This is a genomic window from Frankia canadensis (assembly GCF_900197875.1).
Lineage (GTDB): Bacteria > Actinomycetota > Actinomycetes > Frankiales > Frankiaceae > Frankia > Frankia canadensis.
Genome location: NZ_FZMO01000112.1, coordinates 1 through 15,333 on the forward strand (window position 1 = coordinate 1; position 15,333 = coordinate 15,333).

At 68.7% G+C, this 15,333-nt stretch carries 18 protein-coding genes and 1 pseudogene; 8 read left to right on the forward strand and 11 right to left on the reverse strand.

The genetic code is table 11. The features are described from left to right. Window positions 1-67 precede the first annotated feature (67 nt). Complete coding sequence (locus tag C1A33_RS11055) at window positions 68-682, forward strand: molybdopterin-dependent oxidoreductase (protein ID WP_101831427.1); 615 nt, start codon at window positions 68-70, stop codon at window positions 680-682. Window positions 683-1,160: 478 nt separating this feature from the next. On the opposite strand, the gene C1A33_RS35675 is transcribed toward C1A33_RS11055, so the two are convergent. The 3 genes and pseudogenes from C1A33_RS35675 to C1A33_RS11065 form a co-directional block, all read right to left on the reverse strand. Continuing rightward, window positions 1,161-1,307, reverse strand: coding sequence for a hypothetical protein (locus tag C1A33_RS35675; protein WP_243407424.1), 147 nt, complete (start codon window positions 1,305-1,307; stop codon window positions 1,161-1,163). 21 nt (window positions 1,308-1,328) lie between these two features. Continuing rightward, window positions 1,329-1,397: pseudogene (locus C1A33_RS37885) on the reverse strand (hypothetical protein); the annotation flags it as partial. A gap of 141 nt (window positions 1,398-1,538) precedes the next feature. After that, window positions 1,539-2,177, reverse strand: coding sequence for an NADPH-dependent F420 reductase (locus tag C1A33_RS11065; protein ID WP_101831428.1), 639 nt, complete (start codon window positions 2,175-2,177; stop codon window positions 1,539-1,541). A 227-nt stretch (window positions 2,178-2,404) separates the two neighbouring features. Between C1A33_RS11065 and C1A33_RS11070 the strand changes: the two genes are divergently transcribed. Further along, window positions 2,405-2,911, forward strand: a complete 507-nt coding sequence (locus C1A33_RS11070) for a MarR family winged helix-turn-helix transcriptional regulator (protein ID WP_101831429.1) — start codon at window positions 2,405-2,407, stop codon at window positions 2,909-2,911. A gap of 47 nt (window positions 2,912-2,958) precedes the next feature. Here the strand turns inward: C1A33_RS11070 and C1A33_RS37890 are convergent, their stop codons facing one another. The 5 genes from C1A33_RS37890 to C1A33_RS11090 all read right to left on the reverse strand — a co-directional run bounded on the left by C1A33_RS37890 (window position 2,959) and on the right by C1A33_RS11090 (window position 7,392). Further along, window positions 2,959-3,213, reverse strand: coding sequence for a GNAT family N-acetyltransferase (locus C1A33_RS37890; RefSeq protein WP_423748062.1), 255 nt, complete (start codon window positions 3,211-3,213; stop codon window positions 2,959-2,961). A gap of 19 nt (window positions 3,214-3,232) precedes the next feature. Then, window positions 3,233-4,087 (reverse strand): LLM class flavin-dependent oxidoreductase, encoded by an 855-nt coding sequence (locus tag C1A33_RS11075; protein WP_243407425.1) that lies wholly within the window; start codon window positions 4,085-4,087, stop codon window positions 3,233-3,235. 229 nt (window positions 4,088-4,316) lie between these two features. Further along, window positions 4,317-4,937 carry an NADPH-dependent F420 reductase gene (locus C1A33_RS11080; protein WP_101831431.1) on the reverse strand — a complete coding sequence of 207 codons (621 nt, stop codon included), beginning with the start codon at window positions 4,935-4,937 and terminating at the stop codon, window positions 4,317-4,319. Between the two features lie 80 nt (window positions 4,938-5,017). Beyond that, window positions 5,018-5,752: an SDR family NAD(P)-dependent oxidoreductase gene (locus C1A33_RS11085; RefSeq protein WP_101831432.1), complete on the reverse strand. Its 735-nt coding sequence runs from the start codon at window positions 5,750-5,752 to the stop codon at window positions 5,018-5,020. Window positions 5,753-5,844: 92 nt separating this feature from the next. Then, complete coding sequence (locus C1A33_RS11090) at window positions 5,845-7,392, reverse strand: MFS transporter (RefSeq protein ID WP_101831433.1); 1,548 nt, start codon at window positions 7,390-7,392, stop codon at window positions 5,845-5,847. Window positions 7,393-7,697: 305 nt separating this feature from the next. Here C1A33_RS11090 and C1A33_RS37410 point away from each other — a divergent pair, with 305 nt between their 5' ends. Both C1A33_RS37410 and C1A33_RS11095 read left to right on the forward strand, forming a co-directional pair. Continuing rightward, window positions 7,698-7,829 carry a hypothetical protein gene (locus tag C1A33_RS37410; RefSeq protein ID WP_279354613.1) on the forward strand — a complete coding sequence of 44 codons (132 nt, stop codon included), beginning with the start codon at window positions 7,698-7,700 and terminating at the stop codon, window positions 7,827-7,829. A gap of 73 nt (window positions 7,830-7,902) precedes the next feature. Next, window positions 7,903-8,541, forward strand: a complete 639-nt coding sequence (locus C1A33_RS11095; protein WP_101831539.1) for a TetR/AcrR family transcriptional regulator — start codon at window positions 7,903-7,905, stop codon at window positions 8,539-8,541. Window positions 8,542-8,863: 322 nt separating this feature from the next. Here the strand turns inward: C1A33_RS11095 and C1A33_RS11105 are convergent, their stop codons facing one another. Together C1A33_RS11105 and C1A33_RS11110 are read right to left on the reverse strand one after the other, a co-directional pair. Further along, the gene (locus C1A33_RS11105) at window positions 8,864-10,084 is read right to left on the reverse strand and encodes an MFS transporter (RefSeq protein ID WP_243407426.1); all 1,221 of its coding nucleotides are present in this window, start codon (window positions 10,082-10,084) and stop codon (window positions 8,864-8,866) included. Further along, on the reverse strand, window positions 10,081-10,764 hold the full coding sequence (locus tag C1A33_RS11110; protein WP_101831436.1) for an SDR family NAD(P)-dependent oxidoreductase: 684 nt from the start codon (window positions 10,762-10,764) through the stop codon (window positions 10,081-10,083). Before C1A33_RS11110 ends, C1A33_RS11105 begins: the two co-directional genes overlap by 4 nt. Before the next feature lie 139 nt (window positions 10,765-10,903). On the opposite strand from C1A33_RS11110, the gene C1A33_RS11115 reads away from it, so the two are divergent. The 4 genes from C1A33_RS11115 (at window position 10,904) to C1A33_RS36510 (ending at window position 13,128) form a co-directional block, all read left to right on the forward strand. Continuing rightward, the gene (locus C1A33_RS11115) at window positions 10,904-11,761 is read left to right on the forward strand and encodes a helix-turn-helix domain-containing protein (RefSeq protein WP_101831437.1); all 858 of its coding nucleotides are present in this window, start codon (window positions 10,904-10,906) and stop codon (window positions 11,759-11,761) included. Further along, a complete protein-coding gene (locus C1A33_RS11120) occupies window positions 11,758-12,429 on the forward strand; it encodes an NADPH-dependent F420 reductase (protein ID WP_101831438.1) in 672 nt (223 codons plus the stop codon). The genes C1A33_RS11115 and C1A33_RS11120 overlap by 4 nt, the downstream gene beginning before the upstream one ends. Before the next feature lie 140 nt (window positions 12,430-12,569). Next, on the forward strand, window positions 12,570-12,896 hold the full coding sequence (locus C1A33_RS11125) for a DUF4037 domain-containing protein (RefSeq protein WP_243407427.1): 327 nt from the start codon (window positions 12,570-12,572) through the stop codon (window positions 12,894-12,896). A gap of 43 nt (window positions 12,897-12,939) precedes the next feature. Then, a complete protein-coding gene (locus tag C1A33_RS36510; RefSeq protein WP_243407447.1) occupies window positions 12,940-13,128 on the forward strand; it encodes a nucleotidyltransferase family protein in 189 nt (62 codons plus the stop codon). A gap of 904 nt (window positions 13,129-14,032) precedes the next feature. Here the strand turns inward: C1A33_RS36510 and C1A33_RS11140 are convergent. After that, window positions 14,033-15,151, reverse strand: a complete 1,119-nt coding sequence (locus C1A33_RS11140; RefSeq protein ID WP_165818332.1) for a restriction endonuclease — start codon at window positions 15,149-15,151, stop codon at window positions 14,033-14,035. Window positions 15,152-15,333: the final 182 nt, after the last annotated feature.

Sequence of the window (15,333 nt, forward strand, 5' to 3'; positions counted from 1 at the left end):
TTTAGCCCTGGCCGCGCGGGTAGGTGGCGGGCGGCGAGGACGTTCCTGGCGTCAGAGAAACGTGCAGATGTCGTCGCATCCCCTCCGCCGGGTCTTCACCCGGCGGTTCACCGTCCTGTTCGCCGTCCCCGCGCTCCTGATCGCGGGCGCGGTCGCGCTCCTGCCGGGGACGGCCGCCGAGGCCGCCGGGACCACGCCGAGCACCCAGACCGCCGCCCGCCCGCCCGCGGGGCACCACCCCCCGATCCCAGCCCAGGGCATCTTCTTCGTGAAGGGCAAGGTCGCCCACCCTGCCCGCCTCACCGTCGCCGACCTGGCCCGGTACCCGCAGTACACCCAGCATGTGACCTTCCAGAGCGGCACCGGGCCCCAGACGCACACCTACACCGGGGCCAAGCTCATCGACATCCTGACCGCTGCCGGCCCGGCCTTCCGTGCCGACGTCAAGAACGACCTGCTCCGCTACGCGGTCCTCGTGCACGCCAGCGACGGCTACGAGGCGGTCCTGTCCTGGCCCGAGCTCGTCGACGGCTTCGGCGGCACCCAGGCGCTGCTCGCCTCCAGTGAGGACGGCCGCTCCCTGGCTACCGAGGGCCCACGGTTGACTGTGCCCGATGACACCAAGGGCGGCCGGTACGTCTCCGGGCTCACCTCAATCACTCTCGTCCGCGTGGGAGCCTGACCAGTCCCATCCCCCAGGGACTCGTGTACCGGCAGCTCCTGGGTGCCGGTACACGGGTCCCTCCACTGCCACTACCGCGGACGTTCGACCGCTGTCTCCGTCTCTGGGAGTGACCGACCAGGCGCAACAGGTGCGCGGCTTCGTCTCTCGCACTGATCAGCCAGGTGGACGAGCTGATGTTCCCCGAGGTCTACGCCCTCGGCGAGGCGTATGAGAAGGTCAACCACGAAGGCGACACGGGAAGCGACGCCGACACCTGACCGCCGGCACTGCCGACGCCCCGCCCAGTAGCCGGGCAGAGCCGGCGGAACTGTAGGCACCGCCAACGAGCCGCCTGCGGATGGTCTCGCGTAGCACGGCCAGGACGCATCGCGGTGCGAGTCGTCATCGAGGCGGGAACCGTCGCGTCGGATCGCGCCTCGGCCCGTGGGCTGCGGCGCGATCAGGCACCGGCGAGCCACGTGTGGCTGGTGTGGTGTCAGAGGCCGTTCACGCGCTCGGCCTCGTCACGGTCGGTGGTGTGTAGCTCCCAGTAGAGCGGAGTGATCTGCTCGGGTTGGGCTGTCGGGAGCCGGGGATGACGGCCATCGGCGTTGCCGGTGTCGATGCTGCGCACCTTGATCACGATCTGCGCGCTCGAGTTCGCCGGGATCTCCTCATCGAGGCGGACCGTGCCCGCGAACTCGGTGAACGAGCCGCGGACCTTCGTCCCTATATGGCGTGGCGAGCCACGAAGCCGATGCGAGTGCGGGCCGGGTCGATGACGTACTCGCCGATGAGATCGGAAATGGGCTGGGCGGTGTCGGACATCTGCCGCTCCTCGCGATGGTGGTGGAAAGTTGATTACTCAACCAACTTACGGCTGGTTAGATGATGCGTCAACCATCTGCAGGGCGCGGTCTTCTCGGACGGCGTGCAGTCCGCTCAGCGGTCCGCCGTCCACCTGCATCAGGCGTCCCATCTCAAGCGGGCCGAGGTCGACGGGCGCGAATCCGAAGTCCTCGACAACGGAGCGGAAGAGATCCTTCGAGGTCCCGTCGTCGCCGGCGTAGAAGAGGATCCGGCGGCCCGCGTCGGTGACGGGGTCGGCGGCGATGTAGGGGCCGTACATGTTGTCGAAGGCCTTGATGACGTGGGCGCCGGGGATCAGTGAGGCGACCAGTTCGCTGCCTCCGATCTCGAGGTGGTCGGCGACGAAGGTGGGGGTCAGGCTGGCCCACTGGTTCGTGGCGTCGATAACGATCCGGCCGTCGCGGGTGGGCAGGTTGCCTACCGCGTCGCGCACCCGTGTCCAGCGCACGGCGAGCACGACGAAGTCCGCGGCTCCCGCCTCGGCGACGGTGCCGGCCGACGCGCGGGGACCGAAGGCGTCGACGACGGCGTCGAGGGTGCCCGGACCGCGACTGTTGCTGAAGACCACGTCGTGACCGGCCTTGACCACGTGGCCGGCGATGGCGCGCGAGACCGTTCCCGCGCCGATCATTCCAAACTTCATGGGTCACTCCTGTTGAGCGGGGGCGTGGGAGCAGCCGGGATCCGGGCGTGCCCGGCGCGGGACGACCCCGCCGGATGGCGTCACGCGCCGGATGCGATGGAGATGTGGCTCTGGCTGTGCAGGCCGACGATGCTCACGATGTGTTTCCCGGAGCGCCGAGATCTTGGTTGACTCGTCGACCGTATTGGCTCTTGGTTGACGTGTCAACCAGCAGGTAATATCGCCGCATGCCGACGGAACCGACCTGGCTCAGCCCCCGTGAAGACCGCGCCTGGCGGGCCTTCATGCACGCGCACCACCAGCTCGCCGTCCGTCTGCGCCGGCACCTTCTGGAGGACTCCGGACTGACGGAGGCCGACTACGAAATCCTCGCTGTGCTCTCGGAGCACGCCACGGGCAGTCTGCCCGCTCGGGAACTGTGCGCCCTGCTGCAGTGGGAGAAGAGCCGCCTCTCCCACCAGACCCGGCGCATGCAGGAGCATGGGTTCATCGTCCGGGAAACCAACCCAGCCGATGCCCGCAGCTCCATGATCCGCCTCCTGCCCGCTGGACGCCGCGCCATCGAGGACGCCGCGCCCCAGCACGTGCGCAACGTCCGCCGGCACTTCATCGACCTGCTCACCCCCGCCGAACTCGACATCCTCACCGCCCTCAACGAACGGATCCTGGGCCACCTCGCCGAGGACCCGTTCCCCGAACACTCCACCCCAGACGAACCCGCGCTCTCGCCCTGAGCGGCGTGACCATTCCGGATCACCGCCACCGCATCCTCGCCAAACAATCAAGGACCGCAGTCAAGGAAGTAGGTCCGAGTTCCCGCGCGGGACTCCTCACAGCGCTGCTCGTGGTAGCGAACGAGTCGTCCTTCGCCGCCGGCCCAGCAGTCGGCCCGTACTTGTTCGGCGCCGCGGGAGTTCGCCTCGCGGATGACCGCGGCGAGCAGATGCCGGCCGACCTCACGGCCGGCATGCGGACGGGAGGTCGCGAATGCTTCGAGGTGGAGCTCAGTCCGGTCGGCGGCCGGCGCGTGAGCGATGCCGAAGCGGGCACGCGTGCTATCTGCGTCCCCGGGCGACGTGTTCGCGTACGGCGGGTATCGATTCGGCGGCGAAGCGTTCGAGCACGTCCGGGTCGTCGCTGGCCAGGATGAAGATGCTGACGCCGTCCTGGAGGGTCATCTGGGCCAGTGCTTCCGGGGTCTGCTGGTCCGGGAAGATGTTGAGCAGACGGGTGATCTCGCGGGGGTCGCGGCCCGCGGCCCGTGCGGCGTCGTCGATGATCGCGTTTCCCTTGGGCAGGCCGCCGGGCTCCATGACCGGCAGCGACGGCAGCCAGCCGTCGGCCTTGCGTCCCACCAGGTCCTGCATCCTCGGCTTGTGGGCGCCGAGCCAGATCGGGATCTCATGTGCGGGCGCGGGTCCGCGCTCGGCGCCGTGGACCTTGTAGAACTCGCCGTCGGCATTGAGGGTGCCGGGCACGTCGACGTCCCAGATCCCGCGGATCACGTCGATGGCCTCGCCGAGCGCCGCCACGCCCTGCAGCGGGGTCAGCCGCCGTCCGCCGGCCGCCTGTACGGCGTCCCAGTAGAAGCCGGCCCCGATCCCGAGGCTCGTCCGTCCACCGGAGAGCAGGTCGAGGCTGGCAGCCGCGCGGGCGAGCACGGCGGGGGGCTGGCGCAGAGGCAGGTTCAGCACGTTGGCGGACACGCCGATGCGCTCGGTCCGCGCTGCCACCCAGCTCAGCAGGGTCCAGGTATCGAGGAAACTCGACTGGTAGGGATGATCCTGGAAGGTGACGAAGTCGAAACCGAGCCGCTCACTGCGCTGCGCCAGCTCGACCGGACGGTCCGCCGGGGAGTTGGCGGGAGAGATGAACGTTGCGAAACGCAGAGGATGGCCGTAGTCAGGCACGGGTGTCTCCTTCAGTCTTTCGTGTGTGGCCAGCCACGATGAGATGTTGTCGCCGACCTGTTTGATGACGTCTTCGCCGGTGCCGGACGCGGGCAGTCCCGGGTCGTCAGAGTCGATTGCCTGCAGGTCGGATGGCACAGGGGCCGCCGACATCCCGGGCAGGCGGAACCCTGCCTGCCCGGGATGGCCGCCTGGTGCCAGTGCGCGGCGCTGGAACTGCAAGCGGGCTTCAGTCCGGGACGTTGACGCCGAGGCTGATGTTGAACCCTGCGCCATGGCTGGCCAGGCCCATCAGCAGCGGGCCCGCCGCCTCCAGCCAGTGCGCCGCCGCCAGGTCGCCGGCATCCAGCGGGCGCAGCCCGAGGCTCTCGATGAACGCCGACACGCTCGCCTTGGCGTCCGCGTCGTCGCCGGCTATGAGCACGTCCAGTGGGCCGCCCTGGGCCAGGACGTGGCCGAAGACGGTGTTGAACGCCTTCACGACATGCGCGCTGGCCGGGGCGGCCTTGGCGATCTCCTGCGCGCCGGACGAGCCGTCAGGGGTGACCAGCGCGGTGGCGTCGGCGTTGAAGGTGTTCGAGATATCGATGACGACCTTGCCGGCCAGTGCGTCCCCGTACTGGGCGAGGACCTGCGCGGCGCTGGTGTAGGGCACGGCGAGGATGACGATGTCGCCGGCCGGCACGGTGCCGAATGTCCCGGCCGTCGCGCCGCCGCCGAGTTCGGCGGCCAGGTCCTTGGCCTTGGCCTGGTCGCGGCCGATGACCTCGACGGCGTTGCCGCCCTCGACTGCGCGGGCGGCTATGGCGCGGGCCATGCCGCCCAGGCCGACGAAGCTGATGCCACTCATGGACGGGTACTCACTTTCTGTAGTCTGGGATGAACTTTTTGCTTTGAAGGGACCGGGGGTCAGCTGCCCGGCCGGATGGCTCAGACTTGACTGAACCCGCCATCGACGACCAGGTTTGCGCCGGTGATGAAGCCGGCGTCCGCAGAGGCGAGGAACAGCGCGGTGGCCGCGATCTCTTCACTGGTCCCCAGCCGTCCCAGGGGGATGGCGGAGGTGATCTGCTCCCGGAATTCCGGGGTGACGGTGCTGAAGAGCGCGGTGTCGATCGAGCCGGGACTGATGACGTTTACCCGGATGCCGCGGTCCTTCAGCTCCGCGGCCCAGGTGCGCGCGAGTGAGCGAACGGCTGCCTTGCTCGCCGAGTAAATCCCGGCGCCGGGGATGCCCTTGGTCGCGCTGGTCGTGCCGTTCAAGATGATCGACGCGCCGTCGCTCATCAACGGCAGCAGGTATTGAACGGTGAACACGGTGCCCCGGAAGTTGACGGCCACGAGCGTGTCGAACGAGTCCGGGGTGATGCTGCCCAGCGGGTCGGATACCGAGCCGATGCCGGCGCTGGCGAACAGGACGTCGACTCGTCCGTGATGCTCCCGCACGGTGTCGGCCAAGCGGGCGAGGTCGTTCAGGTTTCCTGAGTCCGCCTGCACGCCCGTTACGTTGTGGCCGATGGCGGTGACCGCCTCGTCCACTTTGTCTTTGCGTCGTCCGGTGATGAACACGTGGGCGCCTTCAGCCACGAACAGCTTGGCCGTTGCTAGCGCCATCCCAGACGTCGCTCCGGTGATCACTGCGACTTTGCCATCGAGCTTGGGCATGGTGAACTGGCCTTTCTGTTGGTTGTGGTTTGTGTTTTGGTGGTTGGCGCCGCGATCCGTCCTGCCACCGGGGCGCCGCCCGCCACGGGCTGTCAGATCAGTCCGCCGGCGATCTCGTCGAGGGGCTCGGGCTGGCCGGCCTCGTGATGGAGCCGGGTGCCGCCGCGGATCAGGGCACTGCAGAGGACGGCAGCGGCCCAGAAGATGCCAGCGGCCCACCAGTAGCCGACGGTGAACCCGTGCACGGTTGCGCCGACGACGGCAGTGCTGCCGTGGCGGGTCAGGTAGTGGCTGGTGGCGCTGGCGACGAAGGTGCTGATCAAGGCGACGCCGAGCGCCGAGCCGAGCTGCTGGGAGACGTTGTTGAGCGCCCCCGCCGTACCAGCGTCGCGCGGATCGACACCCTGCTGCCCAACCGCGACTGCCACGACGGCGGCAGACCCGATGCCGGTCCCGACCAGGACCAGCCCGGGCAGCACCCAGGCCGCGTACGGGCTGCCCACACCGGCCTGGGTCAGCAACGCGGCTCCGGCACCGGAGGCGATCAAGCCGGCGGCGACGATGACCCGCATGGTCAGGTGCCGCAGCAGCACGCCCTGGGTCAGCGTGGCGACTACGGCGATCGCCGCCATCATCGGCAGGAACGCGACGCCGGTCATGATCGGCGAGTAGCCCAGCACACCCTGGAAGTAATAGGTCAGGAACAGGAACAGCGCGAACACCGCCGCGTTCGCCAGGAAGAGCGTCAGGTAGGCGGCACCACGGTTGCGGTCGGCGACCACCCGCAGCGGGATGAGCGGGTGGCGGGCGACCTGCTGGAGCACGACGAAGCCGGCCAGTAGGAGACCGCCGGCGATGAGCGGGGTCAGTGTGACCGCCGAACCCCAGCCGTCGGTCTGGGCCTTGGCCGACCCGAAGACCAACCCGAAGACCGCCGCCGAGCCGACGACCGTGCTCGGCACGGAAAGCCTGGGCTTGTCGGGCTCGGCGGAGTTGTGCAGCAGTGTGAGGCCACCGATGATCCCGGCGACCGCGAGGACGATGTTGACGTACATGCACCAGCGCCAGTCCACGTAGTCGGTCAGCAGCCCGCCCAGCAGCAGGCCGACGGCGCCGGCGCTGCCGGACACCGCACCGAAGATCCCGAACGCCTTGTTCAGCTCCTTGAGGTCGGTGAAAATCACCGTGATCAGCGACAACGCCGCCGGCGCGAGAACTGCGGCGAACCCGCCCTGGGCGGCCCGGGCGGCGATCAGCGTGCCGATGTTCGGGGCCGCGCCGCCGGCAGCGGAGGCAATCGCGAACCCCAGCAGTCCCACGATGAACATGGTCCTGCGGCCGAGCACGTCGCCCAGCCGGCCTCCCAGCGGAAGCAAGCTGCCGAAGGCCAGCACGTAGGCGGTGATCACCCACTGGCGGCTGGCGTCGGAGAAGCCGAGGTCGGCCTGCGCCGAGGGCAGGGCAACGTTCACGACGGTCGCATCCAGCAGGATCATGATCTGGGCGATGACGAGGACACCCAGAGCCATCCAGCGCCGCTCGTCATCGGGATCGGGCGAAGCGGCCAGGCGCGCTCCGACGGCCTCCGCGGGCCGCGCAGGCGCCTGCGCCCCGGAGGCGGACGGCTCCATAGTGCTCATCTGCTTCGCTCCTCGTGCGGTCAGGTCAGAGCACCAAGATGAGGCACCCCTCCGGTCGTTGCTGTCTACCTGAACGGAGGGGTACCTCACCATATTCCGGAGGGGTGCCTCAAGTTGGCGGCAGTTTCGGGCCTCGACATCTGGCGGCACCAGAGGGATGAGGGGAGACGAGGTGCCCCTCGCCGCCTGGTCGCGGACGCTGCCCGCGACGGCGGGGACATCCAGGCCGGGTACCGCCCGGTCCCGGCAGCCACCCGGCCTGTTTCTCGGCCCTGCCGCCGCGCCCAGGGCGCCGAACGAACGTCATGCTCGCGGGATGGCCACCGGGATCGTCAGCCAGCTGGGCCGCCACGGTGCTGCCGCGCGCCGTCAGCCACGTCGCGCACGACCATGCCGACGAGCTCACCGAGGTCAACCGCGCTCGGCCGGGCTCCTGAGCGGCGCGGAAAGGGAGGTCGCCCTCACCATCGCTGGTAAACTGACGAAGTGAGCGGCCGCGACGTGGAGCAGATGCGACGGCCCCTGCGCCGCGACGCCCGGGAGCGCCGAGACAAGCTCCTCGCCGCGGCGCAGCGCGAATTCGCCGCACACGGCGTGGATGCCTCCCTGGAGAAGATCGCACGCGACGCCGGCGTAGCCATCGGCACCCTGTACCGCCACTTCCCAACCCGCCTGGACCTGCTCATGGCCGCCTTCCAGCCCCGGCTTCAGGAGTTCCTCGACGGGGCCAACAAGGCCCTGGAGATGAACGACCCGTGGGAAGGTTTCGTCTACTACCTGGAGCACCTGTTCGGCATGCAGGCGGGAGACCGGGGTTTCAACGACTTCCTCTCCCGCCGCTTCACCGACAGCGCCGAGACCGAGCGCATCCACGACGAGATGTGCCAACAGATCGTGGACATGCTCACCCGGGCCCAAGAAGCCGGCGAGGCTCGCTGCGATATCACCCTGGCCGACATCGTCAACCTCATCTGGTCGAACGGCAGGATCATCGAGGCCACCAGCGCCACGGCGCCCAACGCCTGGCGGCGTTACCTCTACCTCATGCTCGACGCCTACCGGGCCGAGCGGGCACATCCGATCCCCGAGCCGCCGATGACGTACGAGCAGTTGTACGACGCCATGGTCCATCTCAGCGAGGCGCAGTAGGCGCGGCCGGCACCAGAGCCCATAGCACCGTGTCGGCGCGCGCCGACACGGTCCTATGCTCGTCGACCGGCGCGGGCTAGGTTGAGGCCGCCTCTGGCGGCTGGTTGTCGAGTGTTGGATGCGTGTCGCTACGGATCTGCGCGACCAGGCCGCGGGCGGTGTCGGCGCCGACGTGCAGCCGTTTGCGCAACGTCTCAGCGGAGATTGGGCGTTGGCGGTGCTGCCAGTGCAGGACGTCCTCGGCGCGACCACCAGCGGCACCGTAACGGCCAGGAACACCGCCAGCAGCCCCAGTCCGCCGCCCGCCGCTGATCCGTCGCAACTACCGCTGGCGCCGCCTGCGTGCGGTCACGAGCACCGCGGCGCCTCCGATCGACGCGACGCCACCGACCAGCAGCGGTGTGCTGGCCGAGACGCCGTCAACGAGTACCCCACCGACGGTTGCGCCGACGGCGATCCCGATGTTGCAGACCGTCACGATGGCCCCACCGATCTGCTCGAGTCGTGCCGGCTCGGTCCGGGCGCCCCAGCTCAGGATCGTGGTCGGCACACCGCCGAACGCGAGACCCCACACCGCGGCGGCGATGAACAGGCCGACGACCGAGCCACCGGTCAGGCGCATGACGAGCATCCCTACCCCCAGCGCAGCAGGGAACAGGAACACGCCCACCAGGGGAGCGCGGTCGGCCAGAGGACCACTGAGCACCGTGCCGAGGAAGCTGGCGACACCGAACACGAGCAGCAGCACCGCGAAGCCGGCGTCGTCGATGCCGGACAGGTCCTGCACGGCCGTCCGGATATAGGTGAATCCGCTGAAATGCCCGCCGAAGATCAGCAGTATCGCGAACAGGCCGACCAGGACTATGCTGGAGCGCAGTACCGATCCGAGCGCCCGAAGCCCGCCTGCCGCTGCGGGAGTGACGTTCGGCAGTGTCGCCGCCTGCGCGATCACAGCGAGCACCGCAACGCCGGCGCCGAGCAAGAACACCCCCCGCCATCCCCAGACCCCGCCTAGCCAGGCGCCGAGCGGAACGGCTGCGACAGTGGCGCCCGAGACGCCGGAGTTGATGACGGTCAGCGCTCGACCGACGTGGTCGGTGGGCACCAGGTGCGCGGCCATCGCGGCGGCCATCGCCCAGAACCCGCCGAGCGCGACACCCAGCAGGAGCCGCGCGGCCAGCAGCACGTAGAGGTTGGGTGCGATCGCCACGATCAAGTCGGAGACGGCAGCAAGAACGGTGAGGACGATCATGACGTGGCGCCGATCGGCACGCGGCAGGACCACCGAGATGACCAGAGCCGCCAGGGCGGCAGCGAATGCGGTGACGCTGACGGCCTGCCCCGCCGCGCCGGCCGACACGCGGAGGTCCTCGGCGACGCGTGGCAGCAGACTCGCTGGCAGGAACTCCGACATGACGATCGCGAAGATCCCCAGGCTCAGCGAGACGACACCGGCCCAGGCCGGATTTCCGGCCGTCTCGCCGCGTCCGCCCGCCACGCGCAGGCGAGTATCGGCAAGCTCCAGTTGTTCGCAGGTGCTCACCAGGGCAGCTCTCCTGCCTCGTCCTGAAAGGTCCCGGTCGGGCCGGTCGGGTCCAGGGTGGCCAGACGCACGACGACTCGGGCGCTCTCCTCGACCGGTCGTCCGATGCCGAACGCGGCCGTCATGTCGGTGGCGGTGGTGCCCGGCTCGAGGGCGTTGAACTTGATGCCCGGCTGGGACTTGGCGTAGTGGACCGTGAGCATGGTGGCGGCGGACTTGGACGCCGAGTAAAGCGCCAGCGGCAGACCGAACTCCGGCCGCTCGGGATTGTTCACTGCCCAGAACGACCCGGCGCTGCTGGAGATGGTGACGACGGTGGGGTTCGACGACTTGCGAAGCAGGGGCAGCGCGGCTTCGGTGACGCGCACGATGCCCACCGCGTTCGTGTCGAAGGAGCGCAGAGCCGCGGGGCCGTCGAGCCCGGTCTCCAGCACACCTGCGTTGTGCACCAGGACGTCGAGACGGCCCTCGGCCGCGCCGATCGCCGTCAGCGCGCTGCTCACAGAGGCATCGTCGGTCACGTCGAGCTGGACGAAGCGCGCCCCGAGCGCCGCTGCGGCGGCCTCACCCCGCGCGACATCCCGCGCACCGATATAGACGTCGTGCCCCAGTTCCAGCAGCTGTCTGGCGGTCTCGTAACCGATGCCCTTGTTGGCTCCGGTGATCAGTGTGACGGTCATGTCTGTCCTCTCGAAATGCATGGCCCGACCAGGCCGTTGTGCACGCTATGCGCGGCACACCGACTCACCCAGAGCCCTCCGCAGCCTGGGGTGTGACACGACCCCCCCTGACCGCTGCGCAGCGGCTTAGGCTCGCCGCATGAGCGAGTCGACGAATGCCCTCGGGGGGTATCTGCGTGCCCGACGCGACCTGGTCATGCCGCAGCAGGCGGGCATCCCCGACGCCGGTGTGCGCCGTGTGCCGGGGCTGCGGCGGGAAGAAGTCGCCATGCTCGCCGGCGTCAGCGCCGACTACTACCTACGGCTGGAACGGGGCCGCGACCGCAACCCCTCCGTACACGTGCTCGAGTCGATCGCACGCGTGCTCCAGCTCGACGACGACCACTTCGCCCACCTGCTGGCACTAGTTGCAGAGGTTCCCCGACAGCGGAAACGCCGACCGCGCAAGGAGCCCCCACCCGCTGGCTCGCTGAAGCTCCTGGACTCCCTCATGCAGCCTGCCTTCATCGAAGACCGGTACTTCGACGTCCTCGCCGCGAACCGCATGGCCACCGCGCTCTCACCGGGCCTGGCCGTCGGGGGCAACCAGCTGCGAGACCTGTTCCTGGAGCCGGCCGAGCAGGCACTGTACCCGGAGTGGGAGAATGTCACCGAATGCTTCATCGCGAGTCTGCGGCAGGCCGTGGGCACCGACATCGACGATCCCCGCTTCATCGAACTCACCGGCGAGCTCTCCCTCGCAAGCCCGCGATTCCGTCAGCTCTGGGCCCGGCACGAAGTACGTGGACAGCGCGGAACCCCCCTCCGGATCAACCACCCGCAGGTCGGGGAGATGACGCTCAACCGAGAGCGACTGGCTATCAACGGCACCGAGGGCCTGATGCTCGTCGTATATCACCCGGACGCTGGCTCCAGCGATGCGGACAAGCTGGCTCTGCTGGCCTCCGCTGCCCTGCCCACCTCAAACACCGAGCACGAGTCCCTGAGGCACACATGACGACCATCGGAATCATCGGCGCAGGCGAGGTCGGAAGCCAGATCGCCCGCGCAGCGATCGCGAACGGCTACACCGTCGTCATCGCCAACTCCCGGGGACCGGAGACCCTGAAGGGTCTCATCGCCGACCTGGGACCATCCGCGCACGCCGCCCGTGCCGAAGATGCTGCGGCCGCCGGGGACTTCGCAGTCGTCGCAGTGCCCCTCAAAGTCGTCAACGACATGCCCGTCGAAGAGTTGGCCGGCAAGATCGTGCTCGACACGAACAACTACATGGTCTGGCGCGACGGCCAGATCCCCTTGATAGATTCAGGCACCAAGACTGTTCACGAGTTGCGGCAGGAACAGCTTCCGACGTCGAAGGTCACCAAGGCGTTCACCCACATCCAGGCTCCGAACCTGTTGCGGTTTGGCCGACCCGCCGGAGCCCCCGACCGCATGGCGTTGGCTGTTTCGAGCGACTACCCGGAAGCCGTCGAGCTCGTCACGCGACTGTACGACCAGTTCGGCTTCGACACCGTCGACAACAGCCCGCTGAGCGACTCCTGGCGCTCTGCCCCCGGCACGCCGATGTGGCGCTTTCACGATTCGGGGCAGCACCGCGAGGAGCTGGTCCGCAACCTAACAGCAGCAAAGCCCCCGCACGAGGTCGAACTTGGCGAGGCCTGACCGAACCCGAAGTGATGTCAGGGCCAGCAACCAAGATCAATCGGTTCGGATGCTGGTGCATATGGTCCACACCCCCTGACCTGCGCGTTTGCGGCGATCAGGCCGTTCGTAAGATCGACAACTCGCCCCGGTGGTGCCTGGTGGCGGACTGGCTGCTGGCTCCAACGCAGATCCTGGCCAGCCTCACGGGCGGCGTGGTCCTGCACGACCCGCTCGATCTGCTCACCGCGCGGCGCCATGCGCTGGCCTGGTACCCCGACGATGTCTGGCGTTATGTCCTGGCAGCCGGCTGGTTGCGTGCGAGCCAGGAAGAACCGTTCATCGGCCGCACCGGCGGCCGGGGCGACGACCTCGGCTCGCGCATGCTCGCCGCCCGCGGAGTGGTTCGCGCGGCAGTCGGATGTCGGCGGGCGCCGCACGTACGGCGGTGCCTGGGTCGTGCGGTCATCGTCGTCTGGAGGCGATAATGGTCGGGTGACCGTCGACCTGCGTGACAGCCGGATCGCCGAGGTGTGCCGGCGTTACGGCGTCGCCGAGCTGTCCGTCTTCGGCTCGGTGGCGCGCGGCGAGGACACCGACTCCTCGGATGTCGACCTGCTGTCGGAAGCGATGGAGGCGGCGAAGAGCGCCGCGGCCAGCCATCGGCCACTCGCGGCCAGCAGGGCCACGGCGAGGCCCGTCAGCGCCGCGCCCAGGTAGAACAGCGCATCGGTCCGCGTCGGCCCGGGTCGCGGCGCGCTGGACGGTGAAGGCGGAGCTTCCGGATCCCATGTGTCCGCCGCGTCCCGCGCGTACCTGAGGATCAGCCAGTCCAGTTGATCGGGCTCCACGCCCACCCCGACGTTTCCGTAGCGCCGCACGAGACGTTCTTCCAGATGCGCACGTAGCCCCGCCGTGTGGTCGGGCCAGTTCCCTGCCCGGTGCGGCCGCGCCGGGCTGAAGTGCATCTCGATGAGCCTATGGACGTCCTTGCGGAAGGAGGTCGGCGTCCAGGGGCGTGCCAGGCGCGGGTCGGGTAGCTCGGATTCGCGCCGCAACGCCTCGTCGCGCAGCGCGCTCGTCGCACGTTCCGGTCCGTAGCGCTGTAGGAGGTAGGCCGCCGCAGCCAGGCAGAACGTGGCAAATGCCGCAGCCAGCCCGAACGGCCCGACGGCAAGGGCGCTTACCCCGAGGACCAGCCCGCAGCCGCCCCCGACGGCGTGGGCCCACGCATGGCGCGACGCTGTCCACACGCGGGGCGTGGCTGCGGGGCCGGTTGCTGCTCGCGATCGACGGGTTCGATGTCGGCGTGCGCGATACCGAGAAGAACCCCGCCGAGTTCGGCTACGTCGGGTCGGGTGAGGAGCAGTCGGCCCCGAAGATCCGGGTCGTCGAGTTCTTCGCCGCGTCCCCGCAGGAGGCGCCGGCAGCGATCGGAAGCGGTCTGGACCGCGCTGGTCGGGGTTCACGTGTGGAAACCTCGACGCCTACGAAGCCCTGCTCGACTGGGAAGCCGCGGTCACCGAGTGCGCCTGGCGGGCACTCTTCGATGCCGGTCCGCCCACCCTGGTGGCTGGCGACGGAAACCCGCCCCATGGTCGTCCAGGTATCGCACCGGTTGCTGTCACCCACGAGGTGGTCGTTCGTACTGTAGCCGGATGAGGCGGCCATTTCGAAACAGCGAGATCGAGGACAGCAACTCGGCTTTGATGCCGCGTGCACGACGCGCCGCTGTGCGTTCGTCGTGAAGAATCCAGTCTTCAAGTAGCGCCGGTAGTGAGAACTGGAGCTGAAAGGCTCGTGAACTGTCGGCGGGCACGATCATCCAGTCGCCGGTGACCTCGCGTCTGGTCACGAACTGGATGTTCACGTCTACCTCGGGGCCACGGCGAGCGACGTAGGTATCGAGCGCGGAGAGATCGGAGGGCCGCAGAGCCAGCACAAAGGGCGCGGACGGGAAGGCGAAGACCAGATTCGCGTCAAGCCGTCCGGCAAGCTCGGCCGTGAGGGACTCCAATCGATCGAGGGGAAGTGTCTGAAACTCCCGCTGCGCCGGGTTCAGCTGGTTTGCCAATCGGGCTCGACTCGCGCGCCGCTGGAAGCTCACCGCGTCACCGGCGTCTACGTCATCGATGTCGTCGGATTCCCCGTTGGTCCAGGTGTCGAATGCCAGCCTGAGTGCGGTGCGGACCTGTCCGGTGGGAAATGGTGATACCTGTGCTTCTTCGGCCAGGTCATGAAGTCCCTGCGCGACGCGGTCGGCGGCGCCCAGCAGCCCGGCGAAACCCGGGCTCGACAGGTCCACAAGTGAGATCTGCTGGGCGAGCGCGAACTGCTGGGCCGGCTTGGTGAATCCGGAGGTGGAGAACAGCACGTACCGATAGTGGTAGCGCCGCATCGGGATCGCGCGGGCACCCGCTGAGGCTGTCGAGTGATGCTCGTTGACGTCGTGGATGACTCCATGCGCGTTCCGCACGTCACCGAGACCCGTCTTCGCGGCGCGATATTTCGCCTCGACGAACACGCGCAGAGGTAGCGAGAACGGCACGGGTAAGGTCAACTCGCCGAGCACGTCGGCCTGATGATCGGTGCCCCGGCCGCGAACGAGAAGCCCATGCGCGCCTTGCCTGAGGGCCTCAGGGTCCTGCGTCTCGGACACCAGCAACCGATACCCACTCTCATAAAGAAGACGAGCCAGTACCTCCTCGAGGACGTAGCCCCGCAGTTGCTCCAAACTTGTCATCGCACCACTTCCATGCGCGCCCCGCAGCGGCGCCCGAACCCTGCCGGCCATCCCGTGCGGCCATCCATTGCGCAGGGGCCGAACCAGCTACGACATCCCCCGTCCGCCATGGACACAGCGTCCCAGAACCTGTGCACGCAGCACAAACAAGCCGCAACCATGCCTGCGGCCAGCCCCTGCAC